This is a genomic window from Algoriphagus marincola DSM 16067 (assembly GCF_000429405.1).
Classification (GTDB): domain Bacteria; phylum Bacteroidota; class Bacteroidia; order Cytophagales; family Cyclobacteriaceae; genus Algoriphagus; species Algoriphagus marincola.
The window spans coordinates 73,278-90,161 of sequence record NZ_AUBU01000006.1; the positions used below are offsets into that span (position 1 = coordinate 73,278).

The window sequence follows — 16,884 nt, forward strand, 5'->3', positions numbered from 1 at the left end:
GGAATATAGAAAGGCTCTTACTTGAATTTTTTTACAATCTTGGAAACAAAGGTTTTGTTTTTTTGAACCCATGGGAGGAGTTTTTGATAGGCAAAAAACTGTGCAGGCTTTAGGACCCAATACTGAGGTTCAGGCAAGGGCAAAACTTCCCCTCCAAAACCTTCCTTAAAACGGACTACTCCTGGGCTTCCACCCATAGAAATATCGTAAAAATCATATCCCTTTGATATAGCAAGCTGAATCACCTGATCCTGGAGAAAGTGACCCACCAAAAGGTCTTTCTTTTCCCGAAGTGTCGCTCCCATGATGTAGTGCAGCTTTTGTCCAGCTTCAAAAATGATCAAAGCTCCTTTCAAGGAACCCTCATTTTGACAGCAAGGGATCATGCAGTGACCACAATTCACCAAGGATATCAAAGTAGGTCCGAAGTCATCCCAAGATCGCACCGAATAGCCTTGATTTTCAGCATTAAGCTCTATCAGATCGTAAGCTTTTTGGATTTCCTCCACACTTTCTGCAAACACCAATTCATTTCCCATACGATTGGATTTATTGACATCCCGACGAGTATTGGCTTTGTAATTTGACCGCACTTTCTCATAGGCATCTTTTTCTCCGGCAAAAAGCTTCACCGCACGGAAGGCAGACAGACCAGTGACATATTTAAAAAGCAGACCTTTTCCAGTCGGTGCAATTGGATATGCCGGCTGGGAAGTCATAAAATGATCCTGAAAGTCAGAAATCGTGGTAATAGGTGCAGATAGCTGCGCTAGAAAGGCCCCACTTTTTTTGGCAAAAGCATAAAACTCACTGACAAATGCAGGAAACAGATCTTCCTTTCCCTCATCCAAGACTGGTCCGTAGGGTGCCACCAAAATCTTGAGCGGGCCAGCTTTAGCCAAAACTAGTCCCATCCCTCCTTGAATCTGACCAGAAGGATCTTTAGAAAGGATCAAATGACCTTCAAAACCATAGGCGCGATAGCTTTTTAACCAATCACTGAGTTGGAGGTAAATGCCACGTTTGGATTTAGCAAGAAATTGATCCCAATCTTTCCAGTCGTCTGTATTATTTGTGATGTGAAGCCTTATCTCTTTCAATGTCTCCAAGTTTGATCGCTAATTTGGTGGAAAGGGATGTAAGGGGCAAGAAAAGGGATTGGATTGATGTATCTTCTGATGATTTTTTTGACCCACCATATGTAACTATTTCGTTGTTTTTCAGTAAAACTAAGAGTCAAAAAGCAAATAACCAGCCCATGAATTTACGCATACTTATTTTTACCCTTATTTTAAGTTTTGGAGCTCAAGCTCAAACGAAGCTAATCAGCAAACTGGAAGGGAACTTTTCGGGAAATCAAATGATCGGCATTCAACTGGGTGAAAACATGGGAAACCTTTACTATGGTGAAATTTACGAGTTTGTCGAAACAGACTCCTCGCCGAGTCCAAAAACACTTTCTATCTATTATATTTTGACATCAGGAAAAATACGAGCCAGCAAAACCTTTTGGATGGAATCGGGCGAATACACACTTAGCGGAAATGTCAACCAACCTGAAAGTTGGCAACTAAGTCCTGCTCATCCATTTACTCAAATCCAATCTGATATAGAGCTTGCTGATGATCAAAATAAAAAGAGCCTAATTTCCAGTCATCTAGATAAGCTGGTAGGTCTTCGAATGTTGAATTCAAATAAATCTCTTTTTGACGATGAAGAATTGATGATTTTACTTAGCCAAGTTCCGAGTCATTTAGCCGATACCTGGGAAGTAGATGAAATCAAGACCTATTTGAGTCTGAATACCATGGCTCGGGCTAAAGTAGGGCAATTAGCTCCAGATTTTGTATTGGAAAGTAAAAGTGGTGAGGACTTTAGGCTTAAAGAAAAAAGAGGGAAATACGTTCTTTTGGACTTTTCCTTCACAGGCTGCGGGGGCTGTATTAAAGCCCTTCCCGAATTGATCGAGGTATATCAAAAACATGGAAATGAGGTGGAGTTTGTGACGATATGGAATGATAAAAGCCGGAATATTTGGGAAGAAAAGTGGAAGGACCACAAGGCGCTGATGACTTGGACCAACCTTTGGGACCGGACCAGTTTGGCCACCAGACTTTTTGAAATAGAAATTTTTCCTTCTTTTGTTTTAATTAATCCTTCCGGAGAAGTTCAGAGCATTTGGAATGGTTACAGCAAAGGCAAGTTGAAAAGGAAATTAGAGAAAGAGCTAAAGGGTTTTTCCGAATAATTATCAATAAAGCATTTAGTTTTTTTAAACCTCATTTATTCCAAATAGGCTAATTAACTTGGTGGGAATTCAAATATCAGTAGTTAAACTATGGCTTTTCACTCCGACCAGACATTTCAAAACCTCAGTCCTTCTGACTTTCAAATTGGTGAATACGATTCGTGTGACTTTTCAAACTGCAACTTTGCCAATTTGAATCTGCATGGGTCTAGCTTCGAAAATTGCACTTTCAAGGGTTGTGATTTAAGCAATACCAAGGTTTCCGGTGTTTCTTTTCAGAAAGTCCGATTCGAGCGCTGCAAAATCCTCGGAGTGCATTTCAATACAGCCAATCCCTTTTTGATGGAGTTTATGTTTGACCACTGTCATCTGGATTACTGCAACTTCTTTAATCTCAAACTGAAAAGATCCCGATTTATCCACAGCCGCCTTCTCGAGGTGGACTTTTCCCAAGCCGAACTGCAGGAAGCGAGTTTTCAGGGTTCAGACCTTAGCGGAGCCGTCTTCGATCGAAGCAATCTCGAAAAAGCCGATTTCCGAGAAGCTATCCACTACCAAATTGATCCTGAAATCAATAAGGTGAAAGGAACAAGATTTGACTTGGAAGGCTTGCCGGGGCTGTTGGGGAAGTGGGGGATTAGAGTGGGATGAGGAATTTTACTAATCAACAATACCATTTAACCTCCATTTACTGAAGTAATCTCCAAATCAAATATTCAACCAATAATTCAGCTTCAGCACCAAACTTCGCTGCTTGGAGGCAAAGGTATCCGGGAAATAATTGTCAGTGTAAACCAAGAAGAAATCCGAAACCGGTGCAAATCGCCATTGCAATCGGGTATTGATATTGATATTTTGAATTTGGTTGTTGTACTGGATGAAAGTTGTCCAGAAGAGCGACTTGGTAAAGGTCAAATCAATCCGCGGTCCCACAAGTAGCAAATCTGCGTCATTTTGTGGCTCAGGGAGACGGATCCGATTATAACTGAAGTTCATCCCGATATTAGCCGTATAGCCAATTCTCCAGGCAAGTTCACTTCGTAAAGTGGCTATATCTCCGGTAAAATACTCTCCCGCTTCACCTTCTAATCTAACGTTAAATGCCTGTCGAGGATTGGAGCGAAATTCGAAACCAAATCGATCAGTAGTATAATCCGTTCCAGCAGCCAATCGCTCCCCTCCTGTACGAGTTGGGTCAAAGTCATCAAACAAATAGATATAGCTGCTCGTATAGCCGACTGCAAACTGTGCCAATGACTGAAAACGAACTTCATACTGAAGACCAATATCCCGGTCTGTGGTCCCTAGAGTTTCATTCCATCGGAGCTCATACTCCAGTTGAGGTCCATGACTGTTGATGAAATTGGATTTGGGGAAAAACCGATAGCCCAAGTCTGGGTTAAAGCGCTTGTAATCCACCCGAGGGACAAAACCAACTTCAGGATTATAGCCAGCTCCAATATCCAAGTAGCTAATACTCCAACGCCAGTGCAGGTCGCTGTACAATATATAAGCATTGAGCGTTCGGGGAGCTTCTTTCTCGGTGCTTTCAAAAGTTCGATGGTAAAGGGCCTTTCCCGTCCAGCGATTATCCTCTGAAGCCAAATTATACTCCACCCCAAGCATGCGATTGTATTCATTGGGGTTGAAAATACTTTGATACTCATCCAAGGCTAAAGACTCCCGATCAACGAAAATAAAACCAACATTGGATCTAGAGAAAACCTTCTTTTGAACTGCGAAAACACTAAAATTCTTTCCTGCTATACCTCGATCCTCGTCGGTAGCGGTTTGCATATTCATCAGTCCTACACGCCAGTCATCTGTGACTTTTCCAGAAAGTCTGGCACCGTAGATGATTTTATTCTGCACATTTTGACCCGTTGCGCTATCACGGTCTACCCCGATTCGACGAGAGAAAAAGGGTCTTGCCAGTGGATGACCAAAACTTGCAAAAAGATCACCGTTTTCAAGAAAGAACTGTCTTCGCTCAGGAAAAAAGATCTCAAAACGATCCAAATTGGTGACTTGCTGATCTACCTCCACCTGAGAGAAATCCGGATTGAATGTTAAGTCCAAATTCAAGGCAGGTCCAATTCCGACTTTGGCATCCCCTCCAAATGCAGGAGTAAAGGACTCGGAAGTTCCTTCCAGGAAATTTTGGGACGTTCGGCCTGCGATGTACGGAATCACAGAAATATTCGCTGAATTTTTGCGTAGCGGCTCTTCAAAAATCAAGGTCCTGCTGAATGCTGTCGAAATGATGGAGAAATTTCGAGGAATAGGTGCCCAAGTACTACGTTCCCCATTATGACTATCGATTCGGTAAAAATTTACATTCCAATTTTGAGCACCATCCTTGTATCGCAGCGTAGAAAGAGGAATGACGGCCTCTACCTGCCAATGATTTTCATGAATAGTTGCACGGGCATACCATTTATTATCCCAAGCCAAATTTAGATCCTCAGATCGGGAACCTCCATTAGCTAAAAGTGCCTCTCGCTGTACACCATAAGGGTTGATGCCAAACTGAAAGGCATTGGTCTTATCGTTGAAGGTATCAAAAACGAAACTGATCCCGTCATTCTGTTCCCCTCGATAATCCCGACGGAGAGAAGTAGATACATACTCGCGCGGGCCAGTATTTTCCATGACAGCCGCTAGGTATAAGTTGTCATCATCAAAGGCGATTTTTACCCGACTTTGCGCGACAGCTGCTGAAGTGTCGTAAGGAAAATATTGAGTGAAGTTATCATTCCATCCTTCCTCTCCCCAAATCTCCTCATCCAGAATGCCGTCTAGCACAATAGGTTCATTAAGCTTAAAAGCAAAAGCATTTACTGATTGCGCAAAGCTTTCCAATTGGGTACACATGAAAAGCAGCTTTGCGAGGAGCAAGGTGGTGATGGAAACTCTCATAGCCTAGTTGATTTTACAAAACTAAGCCTACTCCCCGCTTGGAATTATACAATTTTATGAATGGTCTATTTATCTGACCGGGGAGTGCCAAAGGCTGTTAGAATCAGGTTCCTAGAACTAGCATTCCTCCTAAATTCACAGAGATATATTCCTTGCCAAATTCCAAGATTAAGTTTTCCACCGCTGATGGGTATTTGCAGGCTAGAATCAAAAAAACTGGCTTTGATGTGCGCAGGCATATCATCCAGCCCTTCATAAGTGTGGATAAAGCGTGGATAAGATTCCGGAATCAATTCATTTACAAAGGTTTGGAAGTCTTTTCTTACGGTCGGATCAGCATTTTCATTGATTGTCAGTGCGGCGGAAGTATGCTGGATAAAAACCTGTAAAAAGCCGATCTGAATTTGAGCAATTTCGGGAAGAGCTGCTTCAATAAGATCAGTAATTAAATGATATCCTTGTGAATACTTTGGAAGGCAAAGGGATTTTTGAAAAAACTTGTTCATCTCTACAAAATAGCAAAAGGCTGTCTTAAAAAAGAAAACAGCCTTGAGATTGAATAGGATTATGATGATTCTTATCGCCTTTCAAAATATAAATTTGGCCCGTCACAAGCGCCCCAAGATCCCTTGATAGTGTTGGAGTCTACAAAGGAAAATGGTTCATAGTCTTGTCCACAATAATGAATCAAGCCAAACCCATCTCTTTCTCGATCTTCTAAATAGGTTTCTTGATCGTACCTGAAAACCAAATATTCTGGATTATTGTCTGCGTCAGCGACGGTTTCATAGTTACCATGCAATTCAAATTCCCCGATAAATTTAGTAAAAGTCCCATTTTCGTTCAATTCATAATAATAAAGGGAATCCGCTATTGGATTGATCACCGGATTGGCCTCCCAAGAGGATGAAATCCCGGAAAAACCCCACTTTTGAGGGAATTCTGCCAACGTAAGATTTTCATCCTCCTTACAAGCGCCTAGAAAAACAATTACCAGAAAATACAGTGAAAAGCGTCTCATTTTTTACTCTTTTATTTGATTATGGATACGGATATTTTATTCAAAACGCTACAAAGCGATTAGATTAATCCAACCTGATTGGAAAGTGTCCCTATCCCATCGATGCTGATTTCAACCCGGTCACCCTTTTGCAAGGTGAAATTATCCGGAACGATTCCTGTACCAGTCATCAAGAAACAGCCAGCCGGGAATGTATTGGCCCGAAACAACCATTCGGCTAATTCCTGTGGTTTCCGTTTTAATTGTGTCAAATCAGTTTTCCCTTCAAAAACCAACTTTCCTGCCCTAAAAATTTCCAGTTTTATTTCCGTGTTTACTTCTATTTCATCTTGGATAAGAATACAAGGACCAATCGAAGCACATCCTTGATAAACTTTCGCCTGCGGCAAATAGAGTGGGTTTTCGCCTTCTATACTTCGGCTACTCATATCATTACCGATGGTAAAACCCTGAATTTTCCCAGTTGATGACAGCAAAAGTGTTAACTCCGGTTCTGGAACATCCCAAGTAGAATCCTTTCGAATCATGACTTGGCCTCCCGGAGCCGAAACACGCGATGCTGTAGCTTTGAAAAACAATTCGGGTCGATCCGCCTCATACACTTTGTCATAAAAATCCGCACCACCAGCATCTTGTGATTCTTCCATTCTAGCCGTCCTGCTTCGATAGTAGGTTACACCAGCAGCCCAGACTTCTTGATTGCCAATTGGAGCATCAAGTTGATCCTTAATCAGTTCTTCCGCATCTGATGGGTTAAGATTCTCCCAAGATTTTCGAGATTCTGACAAATAGTCTTTCAAATTGTCTTGCGCCAATAAAGCATCCCAGTCGAGCTGTGGTCCAAGGAAAAACTGCTTATCAATTTCGAGAAGCGTTCCTTGTTGTAGTTTATATAGTTTCATCTGTTTATAATTTTTTTTTTAGAGGTCAGGTAGCCGGTACTTGCCGGTTGACTGGCTCGATCTTATAATTAATAGGTTTGATTAGATAGCTAAGAATAATAATCCAAGAAGGGCAGGAAGACTTTGAATCCAAAATATCTTTTTACTGACGGTAATTGCTCCAACTATTCCTGCTATCACCACACAAGCAAAAAAGAAAACTTGAAGCATGGCTTCAAACTCTAAGTTACCCACAAAAAGAGACCAGATAAGGCCCGCCGAGAGAAAAGCATTGTAGACTCCTTGATTAGCTGCCAATGACTTGGTCTGCTCAAAATATTCCCGCTTGCCACCAAATGTCTTTCTTCCAAAGGAAGTCCAAGCAAAAGTTTCCATCCAAAAGAAAAACAAGTGCTGCATGGCAACCAGAATGACAAGTACTTTTAAAACAATTTCCATGATGGAATTTAGGGAATTCTGAACCATCTTGGAATTCCATTAAGAAAAATGACCCAACTTTAAGCTTTCAAATCAAAATGAGCTTATCCAAACTACATCCTGCCTTTAAGTCCCAAATGCTTGAAGAATTAGGTACTGTTGACTATCAACTGTTCGAAGAGTCATTGGAGCAGGAGTCAATTAGTAGTATACGATTAAATAGAGAAAAATTATTATCCTCTCCATTTGCTTCCAAGTCCATTCCCTGGAGCCAGGAGGGTTTTTGGCTAGAAAAAAGACCTCAATTTACCTTAGACCCACTTTTTCATGCAGGAGGCTACTATGTGCAGGAGGCTTCCTCTATGTTTATCCAACATATTTTGGAAAGCTTATCCATACCAAAAGGTCTTTATTTGGATCTAGCGGCAGCTCCAGGAGGTAAATCCACACTTCTGAGCAGCTACTTGGGAAATGAAGGTGTCCTGGTTGCCAATGAAGTAATCCAAAGCCGAACTCAGATTCTCAAGGAAAATCTTATCAAATGGGGATTGGGTAACAGCATCGTTACGAACAATGATCCTGCACATTTTGAGAGTTTGGAAGGGCTATTCGATTTAGTTCTAATTGACGCCCCCTGCTCAGGAGAGGGAATGTTTCGAAAGGATCCAACTGCCACAAAAGAATGGAGTCCAGACCATGTGAAGCTTTGCTCCTCACGACAACAAAGAATCTTGGACCAGGCTGGAGCCTTGGTCCAAGGTGGAGGATATTTGCTTTATAGCACCTGTACCTTCAATAAGGAAGAAAATGAAGAAATGATCCGCTTTTTGACTTCTGAATTCGCCTATGAGCCAGTTCGGGTTTCATTAGAACCGAGCTGGAATATTGAAGAGTCAACTTTATCAACTGAAGAAGGTGATTTTTATGGCTATAGATTTTATCCACATCGGGTTCAGGGAGAAGGCTTTTTTGTCTCTGTTTTGAAAAGACCTGAGGATGCATATTCCAATGAACCGAAAAAACCAAAAGATTTCAAACATCCTTTTTTGAAGGAAATTGCTGAACGGGAATCTAATCAGCTAGCGGAAGAACTTGGCTTTGAGAACAAGACCTTTTATCAGCTAAATGACTCTTTCTTTTGCTTTCCAGAAATTTGGAAAACTCATTTCGATTACATTTCCCAAAATCTGAACATCCGATACTTTGGAACAGAAATAGGGAAGAAGCAAGGTAAAAACTGGATTCCATCTCATGATTGGGCCGTTTCGATTTTACCAAAACCGAGTTATCCACAATTGGAGCTTACAAAAGAGCAAGCTTTGAATTTCTTCAGAAAAAAAGATCTGGAGCTAGAATATGAATCAGAAGGGTGGATTTTGCTGACTTATCAACAGCTTCCAATCGGTTGGATAAAAAACCTTGGAAACCGAATCAATAATTACTATCCGAAAGACTGGCGGATCCGGAATCTTTGAAGTAGTTCTCAAATATTTTTTCCAAAAAGTCTAAGGTCAAAAGGGAAATCATAATGGTCAACTATTTTGATCAATGAAAAATCCTGATGTGCAGGATTAATTAAATAATTATAATCTCCCGGAACCACTGCAGAAGGCACTTTAAGCACAAAGATTCTCCGGTTTTGAACAAATTGATCACCAATAAATTGTGTGCTATTAATATGAGGGAAGCTGTTCCAGCGATCAGGTAAATCTTCCATAGAAATAGACTTAATACTTACTTCACCAGGGATGTCAATTTCGACCATCACATAGTCCTTGGGTAAAATCGATAGGGAAAGATGAACAGCCTCTTCTGCCATGGCCAAGGCTCGACTATCCGCACAGTAGATTAGTTCAGTTCCCTTAGAGTTCCAGCGGTTTCCAGTAAGTGCTGCACCTTTGCCGGACAGCACTATACCAAACTTCTTCCGCATAAGCCGAAAAACTCGCATCAGACAAAAATGCCTTGGTCTATTCTGTGAAGCTCATGTAATACTAACTCTTTCCCGTAGGAATTTTTGAGGAGCTCTAAGGGTTTTCGATTACCGAGAGAATGGCTGCTGGTGTAGAGCCAAGACTCAAAATCAGCAGTAGAATCAAAAACCTCCAAACCTAAATAAACAACCTCAAGAAGCTCTATTATTTTTTCGGAGTGAATAGATCGAAAAACGTAATCCGATTCCTTTTTATAACGCTGAAGCGACTTTAGGGAGATATCTAGAAAATCTGACCACTCTTGATCAGAGAATGGCGCTAAGTCCTTGATGGACAGGAAAAGCGAGGTCGGAATCCCCATTCGAATCATATCAACTACAAGCATTCTGTTCGAAAAAAAGCCACTCAAAGGGATACCACGCATCGAAGGATAGCGGGAATATCCAGGAACACTAGTCATATACGTAGCCATCTCCTCAGCTACTATCCCTAACTTTTGTTGATCTGAATTGCTCATCTTTTAGAAATTTGTCTTTAATTTAACGACATTTTTCCAAAATTGATTCGGTTCTAAGATTTTTTTTAGTGGATATTCAATTTTTTAAATAAGCCGATTCTTCACCGCTTTCTGTACGGCTTCCATTTTATTATGGACTTGGAGTTTATTGTAAATATTTTCAATATGTTTTCGAACTGTCTTGGGAGAAATAAATAGATTTTCACCTATTTGATTGTAGCTGAGCCCTTTAGCTGTTTGTTCTAAAATTTCTATTTCCCGTTTGGTAAGCGATATGTCTTCTTTTGGCTTATCAAAATTCGGTGGATTTCTTAGAAGCTTAAGCGTTTTCAAAGCTATACTCGGTGTCATCGCAGCTCCACCCTCCAAAGTATCCAAAATACCTTGATACAGATCAGGTGGACTAACCTCTTTTAAAAAATATCCATGTGCACCGGCCTGAATCGCTCGGAAAATATGCTCGTCATTATCAAAAACAGTGAGCATGATGGTTTTGATCTGTGGATATCGCTTGCTCACTTCCTCCACTGCCTTAATCCCATCCATTTTAGGCATTTCAATGTCCATGAGTATTAATCCCACATTGGAATCTTCCTCCAGCTTTTCTAAAAGATCCAATCCGTTCGTGGCATGGAACTTCACTTCAAGATCCGGGAAAAATGCAAGCTTCTCCAAAATTGCTTTTAGCAAAAATGAATTGTCCTCAGCAATGGCCAATTTGATTTTCATCTCTTCGTTTTTTTAATAACCTAGTTAGGCGCGCTCCTCTTTATTAATCTAAGAGTTACAGCAAAATTCTTGAGTGTCTTGAGTAATTTGGATATTCAAAAATTTGCTCTAAAAGATTCTCCCATTTCTTTTCCAAACTAATTAAGGCATCTCTTGGTAAAAAACTCTTTGATACACGAGTTTACTCAACACTAATTCTAAATATAAAAAAATGACCTTGAGCGACAAATCACTCAAGGTCATGGACTTAAATTTTTTTTGACGACTAGCCGTAAATTTCATCTAAAATCTGAGCGAGCCTGACACTTGCAGCAATCATTCGCTCCTCAGCGATGTGATAATTTTGATACATATATAAATAGCTAAGTCTGCGATCTTCGGGCAAATCATATACAGCAGGCCGAAGACTGACTGCTTCCTTGAGCCAATCCTCCATAGTCGCCTCACGATAACTATCCTGCAGTTCAGGGGTAATTCTTCTAAAAAGTTCATCTCCAATTTCAGAGTAACTCATCCCCTGACGTTCAATCATTCCACTGTCCCAAAGCGCATGTAGATTGGTTGGCCTTCCGAAAAACTCGATCTTCACATCATTTCCTCCACGGTCTTCCCCTGTGCCTACATGTAGTGGCTGATGAATATCTTCCACCATGTGGATCAACATTTTAAGCTTTTCTGACTCTTCTTTTGGGCTCAATCCCCCAGCAATCAATTCGGCCTTCAAGCGCTGAATTGCCTCAAAAGCATCTCCGGTACTTTCTTGAATTTCTGGATTGTATTCACCTTCCTTACTTGTCAGGTAGTGCCAAGTCGTAGCATAATCATAGTTTCTATCCGAACGAACTTCATCCATCCAGGTACCACTTCGCCCCAAAGACATGGGGTAAAGCACCTTTTCAACTTTTTTGAGGGTGGACTTTTTCATCTGTCGCTCAGCCATATAGCCGATCAAATAGTGTCCTAATTGTCCCCAGGCAAATGCCTGAGAAGTCGCTAGCATCATAAGGCCTGCTAGAAACAGAGTTTTATAAACCTTCATGTCTTTAAATTAAAGCTCGAAATTACGGTAGAGAATAGAATAATTAATTAAGCTAGGATTAAGCTTTTTCGAGTTCTGATACGGCTAGCCAAGCCATTAGCCCCGCACCTATTTCCAAGGCATCCTCTTCGATATCAAAAGTCGGGGTATGAACTCCCGAAACAATTCCTTTAGCCTCATTCCGAGTGCCTAGGCGGTAAAAGCAGCCATCGATCTCCTGTGAATAGTAAGCAAAATCTTCCGCCGCCATCCAAATATCCAAGTCCACGACATTTTCCTCACCCAAATACTCTTTTGCAGCATCAGTGGCTCGCGCGGTGAGCTCGGGGTCATTTTGTAGAAAGGGATAGCCTTTTCGAATTTCAAAGTCTAGCTCTCCACCCATACTTTCTACTAAGCCGTGTGCCAATTGAAGCATCTTTTTGTGAGCTGCTGCTCTCCATTCTTCATTGAGAGTTCGGAAAGTACCTTGAATTTTCACTTCATTCGGAATCACATTGGTAGCTCCAAGGGCTTCTACTCTTCCAAAAGACAGCACAGAAGGTACTTTAGGGCTTGAAGCCCGACTGATCACCTGCTGCATGGCCACAATCAAATGAGAAGCAATCAGGACAGGATCAATTAAGGTCTCTGGCATGGCTCCGTGTCCTCCCTTACCTTTCACGGTCAGGTAAAGTTCATCTGCACTTGCCATATAAATGCCCTGGCGAAAACCCACTTTTCCCGCAGGAATAAATGGCATCACATGTTGCCCGATGATTCCGGCTGGCTTGGGGTTTTCTAAAGCCCCATCTTTAATCATAAAAGAGGCACCACCCGGAGCAACTTCCTCCCCAGGCTGAAAAAGTAATTTTATTGTTCCTTCAAACTGATCTCGAACCTGATGCAAAATTTTGGCTGCTCCCAGCAAAGATGCAGTATGTGCATCATGACCACAAGCATGCATAACTCCCTCTTTTTGAGACTTATAAGAGACCTCATTAGCCTCCACGATTGGCAGAGCATCCATATCGGCTCGTAGCGCTATAACCTTCTTGGTAGGGTTTTTTCCTTCAATCAATGCCGTCCAACCGGTAGTTGCTTTCGATTCGATTTTATGAATGCCAATTTCTTCAAGTTTTTGCTTTACAAAATTAGCTGTCTCAAACTCTTGGTAACTCAGTTCAGGATTAGCATGAAGGTGTCTCCTGTTAGAAATCACTTCCTCTTTCAGTTCCTGAGCTAGGCTTTTAATTTTCTCCTTCAGCATTATTGGTTTGACTTGGTAGGGTAAAATCTTTTCGTTGAATACGGTCTCTAACTATACGAGCTGTCGGAAATACAGATTTAATATCATACAAAAGCTTGAGAGCTTCAATCTTATGACCATATCGCCCCACTTTCACCAAATATCGGGGCTGCTCATATTGAATCTCAGGATTGATATCTGGCATTGCCTCTCTTAATTCTTCCTGCGTTTTGAAAGCAAGGTCTCGATCAAGGCCAGAATAAATCAAAATCCTGTATCCATTGAAATAAGGCTCAGAGGTATTTCTCTCATATTTCTGACGTGCAAGCTCTTTAAGCTGATCATCAATAGCCTGAGGTGACTCCGGAGCAGGTAGTGCCGGGAGTTGAGCCATTTCGGATTTGTAATCTGGATATTGGGGCAGTGTAGCACTTAAGTCTTCGCTGTAGTTTTCGAAATCACTCGGTGAAGTCGTCAGATTCGAACCGGACTTACAGGCACCTGCCACTACTATCAATACAATTACCCAGAGTTTCCGCATGGCTTAATTATCTATGATTACACACTTACCTTCTTGGATATCCTGCTCTACACTCTTGAACTTCACATCTTTCTTGGTAGAACCGTCATTGTATTGAACAGTAATCCGGTCGTTTCTTCCGTAAGTTTTCTCTGACTTTCTCGGAGCAACCACCTGTGGGGCAGGTCTTCCTGCCGTGGCGGCTGCAGCAGCTGCACGATTAGCTTCCGGGTTCAAAGTACTTCCTGCTTCAGCTTTTGAGGCCTGAACGGCAGGTTCGGCAGCTCGTTGTGCTTGTGCCTGCTGTACTTGGGCAGGATCTTGCTTCGGAAGCTCCGCACGGGTCAAGAATGAAATCATATCTTCATTCAGCTTACCTATGAAACGCTTAAACATCTCAAAAGCCTCAAACTTATAGATCAATAGCGGGTCCTTTTGCTCGTAGACAGCATTTTGTACAGATTGCTTCAAATCATCCATGTCTCGAAGGTGCTCTTTCCAGTTTTGATCGATAATCGCCAAAGTCACATTTTTCTCCAGAGATCGAATGAGATCCTGACCCTCTGTGGCGAGCATCTTTTCTAGATTGGCTACCACGCCAATTTGCTTGATGCCATCTGAAATGGGCACCATAATGTCCTTCACCGTTGCTCCTCGCTCCTCATGCACTCGACGGAGTACCGGAAGAGCAGCTTGGATGATGCGCTGATTTTTTTCCTGATAGTTTTTGAATGCCGCTTCGTAAAGCTCTTGTGTCAATACGCCAGCATCTTTGGACTTCAGATCACCCTCAGAGATTTGATAATCCAAACCTAGGGAGGTAAAGATATTCATGCGGAGGTTTTCGGCATCATCAGTGGATTTTGCCACATCGATGATGCTTTCGGCCACATCATACATGATATTCAGAATATCCAACTCTAGACGCTCACCTTTCAAAGCATTTCGACGGCGCTTATACACCACCTCACGTTGTGAGTTCATCACATCATCATACTCCAAAAGTCGCTTTCGTGTACCAAAGTTATTCTCCTCTACCTTTCGCTGAGCACGTTCGATAGACTTGGTAATCATGCTATGCTGAATCACTTCTCCCTCCTCTAGACCCATTCGGTCCATCAATTTGGCGATGCGGTCTGATCCAAAAAGTCGCATCAGTGAATCCTCCAAGGAGACAAAGAACTGGGAAGAACCCACATCTCCCTGACGTCCTGATCGACCTCTCAACTGACGGTCCACACGTCTAGACTCGTGGCGCTCGGTACCTATAATGGCCAAACCTCCCGCCTGACGTGATTCTGGAGTCAACTTGATATCTGTTCCTCGACCCGCCATGTTGGTTGCGATGGTCACAGTGCCAGGCTTACCCGCCTCAGCGACGACATCTGCTTCCTTAGCATGTTGCTTCGCATTAAGGACCTGGTGTGGGATTTTTTTCAAAGTCAGCATTCGGCTGAGCACCTCGGATATTTCTACCGAAGTCGTACCCACCAATACTGGGCGACCTTGCTTGACGAGTTCATTGATTTCTTCACCTACCGCATTGAATTTCTCTCGAACAGTCTTGTAAACCTTATCCTGACGGTCATCTCGCTGAATGGGCTTATTAGTAGGAATCACCACCACATCCAATTTATAAATCTCCCAAAACTCGCCCGCTTCTGTCTCAGCTGTACCAGTCATACCAGCAAGCTTGTGGTACATTCGGAAGTAGTTTTGAAGCGTAATGGTCGCATAGGTCTGCGTGGCGTCCTCTACTTTGACATTTTCCTTCGCCTCAATCGCTTGGTGAAGACCGTCTGAATAGCGTCGGCCCTCCATCACACGACCGGTTTGCTCATCGACGATTTTCACCTTTCCGTCGACAATAATGTATTCAGTATCACGCTCAAACATACAGTAAGCCTTCAAAAGCTGATTGACTGTATGAATTCGCTGTGCTTTCACACCATAGTCTTTAATGACCTCTTCTTTTCGAACGAGTTTCTCCTTCTCATCCAGACTTTCGTCTTTTTCCAGCTCTGCAATGACCACCCCGATATCCGGCATAATGAAGAAGTCGGCGTCTTCATTTTTAGTAGTCATCGTTTCGATACCACGGTCAGTCAGATCGACTACATTGCTTTTTTCATCAATGGTAAAAAGTAGTGGCTCATCCGCCTCAGGCATATTTCTCTTGTTGTCCTGCAGATAAAAGTTTTCGGTTTTCTGCAAAATCACACGAATTCCCGGCTCAGAAAGGTATTTGATCAAGGGCTTGTATTTAGGCATTCCTCGATAGGCTCTAAAAAGCGCCAAACCACCTTCTTTTTCATTTCCTTCAGCAATTTGCTTTTTGGCAGTGGTCAAGAAGCCCTGAACCAACTTACGCTGCTCATCCACCAAAGTAGAAACCCGAGGTTTCATCTGATCAAATTCATGCACATCTCCTCTTGGAACTGGACCTGAGATAATCAGCGGTGTTCTCGCATCATCAATTAATACGGAGTCAACCTCATCGACCATGGCAAAGTGATGCTTACCCTGTACCAAATCACCTGCTTCCCGAGCCATATTGTCCCGCAAGTAATCAAAGCCAAACTCATTATTCGTACCGTACACGATGTCGCATTGGTAAGCTTTTTTCCTTCCAAAAGAATTGGGCTGATACTTATCGATACAATCCACAGAAAGACCATGGAATTCAAAAAGTGGCGCATTCCACTCGGAATCACGCTTGGCTAGGTAATCATTGACTGTGACGATGTGGACACCTCGACCAGCTAGTGCATTTAGGTATGCGGGAAGTGTGGACACGAGGGTTTTACCTTCACCAGTCGCCATCTCGGCAATTTTTCCCTGATGCAAAACCATACCACCAATGAGCTGTACATCGTAGTGAACCATGTCCCACACGACCTCATTGCCCGCGGCCAGCCATTTATTATGCCAAATGGCTGTATCTCCATCGATCTCCACATTGGGTTTGGAAGCGGCAAGCTCCTTATCGCGATTAGTCGCTTCGACTACCAGCTTTCCATTTTCTTTAAATCTTCGCGCAGTTTCCTTCACCACGGCAAAAGCCTCAGGCATTACCTGATCCAGAATTTCCTCTAGGGCCTTATCGCGGTTTTTTTCAATTTCCTCGATTTGGGTAAAAAGCTGGTCTTTTTGATGAATAGCATCAGCAGGAAGACCTTCGATTTCTGATCGAAGCTTTTCGATTCTATCGTCAAAATCCTTCAAGTGGGCATCCACTTTAGATCTGATTTCACCAGTCTTTGCCCGGAGTTCCTGATCACTCAATCCACTCAATGCTGCGAATGCCTGATTGATCTCTTTGACTCTAGGAAGTAACTCTTTAATATCTCGATCGGACTTGGTGCCGAATACTTTTGCTATACCTTTTGCTATAATATCTAACATCTCTA

16 protein-coding genes are annotated in these 16,884 nt (G+C 42.3%); 3 read left to right on the top strand and 13 right to left on the bottom strand.

The features are described 5' to 3' along the window. Positions 1-17: 17 nt before the first annotated feature. Positions 18-1,100, bottom strand: a complete 1,083-nt coding sequence (locus G457_RS0108635; protein ID WP_026946124.1) for a lipid II:glycine glycyltransferase FemX — start codon at positions 1,098-1,100, stop codon at positions 18-20. A gap of 158 nt (positions 1,101-1,258) precedes the next feature. On the opposite strand from G457_RS0108635, the gene G457_RS0108640 reads away from it, so the two are divergent. Together G457_RS0108640 and G457_RS0108645 are read left to right on the top strand one after the other, a co-directional pair. Next, complete coding sequence (locus G457_RS0108640; RefSeq protein WP_162142697.1) at positions 1,259-2,248, top strand: TlpA family protein disulfide reductase; 990 nt, start codon at positions 1,259-1,261, stop codon at positions 2,246-2,248. 90 nt (positions 2,249-2,338) lie between these two features. Beyond that, entirely contained in the window at positions 2,339-2,899 is a 561-nt protein-coding gene (locus tag G457_RS0108645; RefSeq protein ID WP_026946126.1) for a pentapeptide repeat-containing protein, read from the top strand. Between the two features lie 57 nt (positions 2,900-2,956). Here the strand turns inward: G457_RS0108645 and G457_RS0108650 are convergent, their stop codons facing one another. The 5 genes from G457_RS0108650 to G457_RS0108670 all read right to left on the bottom strand — a co-directional run bounded on the left by G457_RS0108650 (position 2,957) and on the right by G457_RS0108670 (position 7,528). Next, positions 2,957-5,167 carry a DUF5916 domain-containing protein gene (locus tag G457_RS0108650; RefSeq protein WP_026946127.1) on the bottom strand — a complete coding sequence of 737 codons (2,211 nt, stop codon included), beginning with the start codon at positions 5,165-5,167 and terminating at the stop codon, positions 2,957-2,959. 65 nt (positions 5,168-5,232) lie between these two features. Further along, positions 5,233-5,673 (bottom strand): secondary thiamine-phosphate synthase enzyme YjbQ, encoded by a 441-nt coding sequence (locus G457_RS0108655; RefSeq protein WP_026946128.1) that lies wholly within the window; start codon positions 5,671-5,673, stop codon positions 5,233-5,235. 71 nt (positions 5,674-5,744) lie between these two features. Further along, positions 5,745-6,188, bottom strand: coding sequence for a hypothetical protein (locus G457_RS0108660; protein WP_155847118.1), 444 nt, complete (start codon positions 6,186-6,188; stop codon positions 5,745-5,747). A gap of 59 nt (positions 6,189-6,247) precedes the next feature. After that, positions 6,248-7,090 (bottom strand): fumarylacetoacetate hydrolase family protein, encoded by an 843-nt coding sequence (locus tag G457_RS0108665; RefSeq protein WP_026946130.1) that lies wholly within the window; start codon positions 7,088-7,090, stop codon positions 6,248-6,250. A gap of 81 nt (positions 7,091-7,171) precedes the next feature. Then, positions 7,172-7,528, bottom strand: coding sequence for a DUF1304 domain-containing protein (locus G457_RS0108670; RefSeq protein WP_026946131.1), 357 nt, complete (start codon positions 7,526-7,528; stop codon positions 7,172-7,174). A gap of 77 nt (positions 7,529-7,605) precedes the next feature. Between G457_RS0108670 and G457_RS0108675 the strand changes: the two genes are divergently transcribed. Further along, on the top strand, positions 7,606-8,982 hold the full coding sequence (locus G457_RS0108675) for a methyltransferase RsmF C-terminal domain-like protein (RefSeq protein ID WP_026946132.1): 1,377 nt from the start codon (positions 7,606-7,608) through the stop codon (positions 8,980-8,982). An 8-nt stretch (positions 8,983-8,990) separates the two neighbouring features. Here the strand turns inward: G457_RS0108675 and G457_RS0108680 are convergent, their stop codons facing one another. From G457_RS0108680 to secA, 7 genes are all read right to left on the bottom strand, one after another. Next, a complete protein-coding gene (locus tag G457_RS0108680) occupies positions 8,991-9,440 on the bottom strand; it encodes an RES family NAD+ phosphorylase (protein ID WP_248602840.1) in 450 nt (149 codons plus the stop codon). A gap of 17 nt (positions 9,441-9,457) precedes the next feature. Then, positions 9,458-9,958, bottom strand: coding sequence for a type II RES/Xre toxin-antitoxin system antitoxin (parS, locus tag G457_RS0108685; protein ID WP_026946134.1), 501 nt, complete (start codon positions 9,956-9,958; stop codon positions 9,458-9,460). Positions 9,959-10,042: 84 nt separating this feature from the next. Continuing rightward, positions 10,043-10,687 (bottom strand): response regulator transcription factor, encoded by a 645-nt coding sequence (locus G457_RS0108690; protein ID WP_026946135.1) that lies wholly within the window; start codon positions 10,685-10,687, stop codon positions 10,043-10,045. Between the two features lie 265 nt (positions 10,688-10,952). Next, on the bottom strand, positions 10,953-11,726 hold the full coding sequence (locus G457_RS0108695) for a S1/P1 nuclease (RefSeq protein ID WP_026946136.1): 774 nt from the start codon (positions 11,724-11,726) through the stop codon (positions 10,953-10,955). Positions 11,727-11,784: 58 nt separating this feature from the next. Continuing rightward, complete coding sequence (locus G457_RS0108700; RefSeq protein WP_026946137.1) at positions 11,785-12,975, bottom strand: M20 metallopeptidase family protein; 1,191 nt, start codon at positions 12,973-12,975, stop codon at positions 11,785-11,787. Continuing rightward, positions 12,956-13,495 (bottom strand): hypothetical protein, encoded by a 540-nt coding sequence (locus G457_RS22220; RefSeq protein WP_051260766.1) that lies wholly within the window; start codon positions 13,493-13,495, stop codon positions 12,956-12,958. The genes G457_RS0108700 and G457_RS22220 overlap by 20 nt, the downstream gene beginning before the upstream one ends. 3 nt (positions 13,496-13,498) lie before the next feature. Continuing rightward, positions 13,499-16,879: a preprotein translocase subunit SecA gene (gene secA / locus G457_RS0108710; RefSeq protein WP_026946138.1), complete on the bottom strand. Its 3,381-nt coding sequence runs from the start codon at positions 16,877-16,879 to the stop codon at positions 13,499-13,501. Positions 16,880-16,884 lie beyond the last annotated feature (5 nt).

Coding starts and splice junctions, on each gene's coding strand:
- G457_RS0108640 (WP_162142697.1), top strand. CDS start 1,259: ATGAATTTACGCATACTTATTTTTACCCTTATTTTAAGTTTTGGAGCT.
- G457_RS0108645 (WP_026946126.1), top strand. CDS start 2,339: ATGGCTTTTCACTCCGACCAGACATTTCAAAACCTCAGTCCTTCTGAC.
- G457_RS0108650 (WP_026946127.1), bottom strand. CDS start 5,167: ATGAGAGTTTCCATCACCACCTTGCTCCTCGCAAAGCTGCTTTTCATG.
- G457_RS0108655 (WP_026946128.1), bottom strand. CDS start 5,673: ATGAACAAGTTTTTTCAAAAATCCCTTTGCCTTCCAAAGTATTCACAA.
- G457_RS0108660 (WP_155847118.1), bottom strand. CDS start 6,188: ATGAGACGCTTTTCACTGTATTTTCTGGTAATTGTTTTTCTAGGCGCT.
- G457_RS0108665 (WP_026946130.1), bottom strand. CDS start 7,090: ATGAAACTATATAAACTACAACAAGGAACGCTTCTCGAAATTGATAAG.
- G457_RS0108670 (WP_026946131.1), bottom strand. CDS start 7,528: ATGGAAATTGTTTTAAAAGTACTTGTCATTCTGGTTGCCATGCAGCAC.
- G457_RS0108675 (WP_026946132.1), top strand. CDS start 7,606: ATGAGCTTATCCAAACTACATCCTGCCTTTAAGTCCCAAATGCTTGAA.
- G457_RS0108680 (WP_248602840.1), bottom strand. CDS start 9,440: ATGCGGAAGAAGTTTGGTATAGTGCTGTCCGGCAAAGGTGCAGCACTT.
- parS (WP_026946134.1), bottom strand. CDS start 9,958: ATGAGCAATTCAGATCAACAAAAGTTAGGGATAGTAGCTGAGGAGATG.
- G457_RS0108690 (WP_026946135.1), bottom strand. CDS start 10,687: ATGAAAATCAAATTGGCCATTGCTGAGGACAATTCATTTTTGCTAAAA.
- G457_RS0108695 (WP_026946136.1), bottom strand. CDS start 11,726: ATGAAGGTTTATAAAACTCTGTTTCTAGCAGGCCTTATGATGCTAGCG.
- G457_RS0108700 (WP_026946137.1), bottom strand. CDS start 12,975: ATGCTGAAGGAGAAAATTAAAAGCCTAGCTCAGGAACTGAAAGAGGAA.
- G457_RS22220 (WP_051260766.1), bottom strand. CDS start 13,495: ATGCGGAAACTCTGGGTAATTGTATTGATAGTAGTGGCAGGTGCCTGT.
- secA (WP_026946138.1), bottom strand. CDS start 16,879: ATGTTAGATATTATAGCAAAAGGTATAGCAAAAGTATTCGGCACCAAG.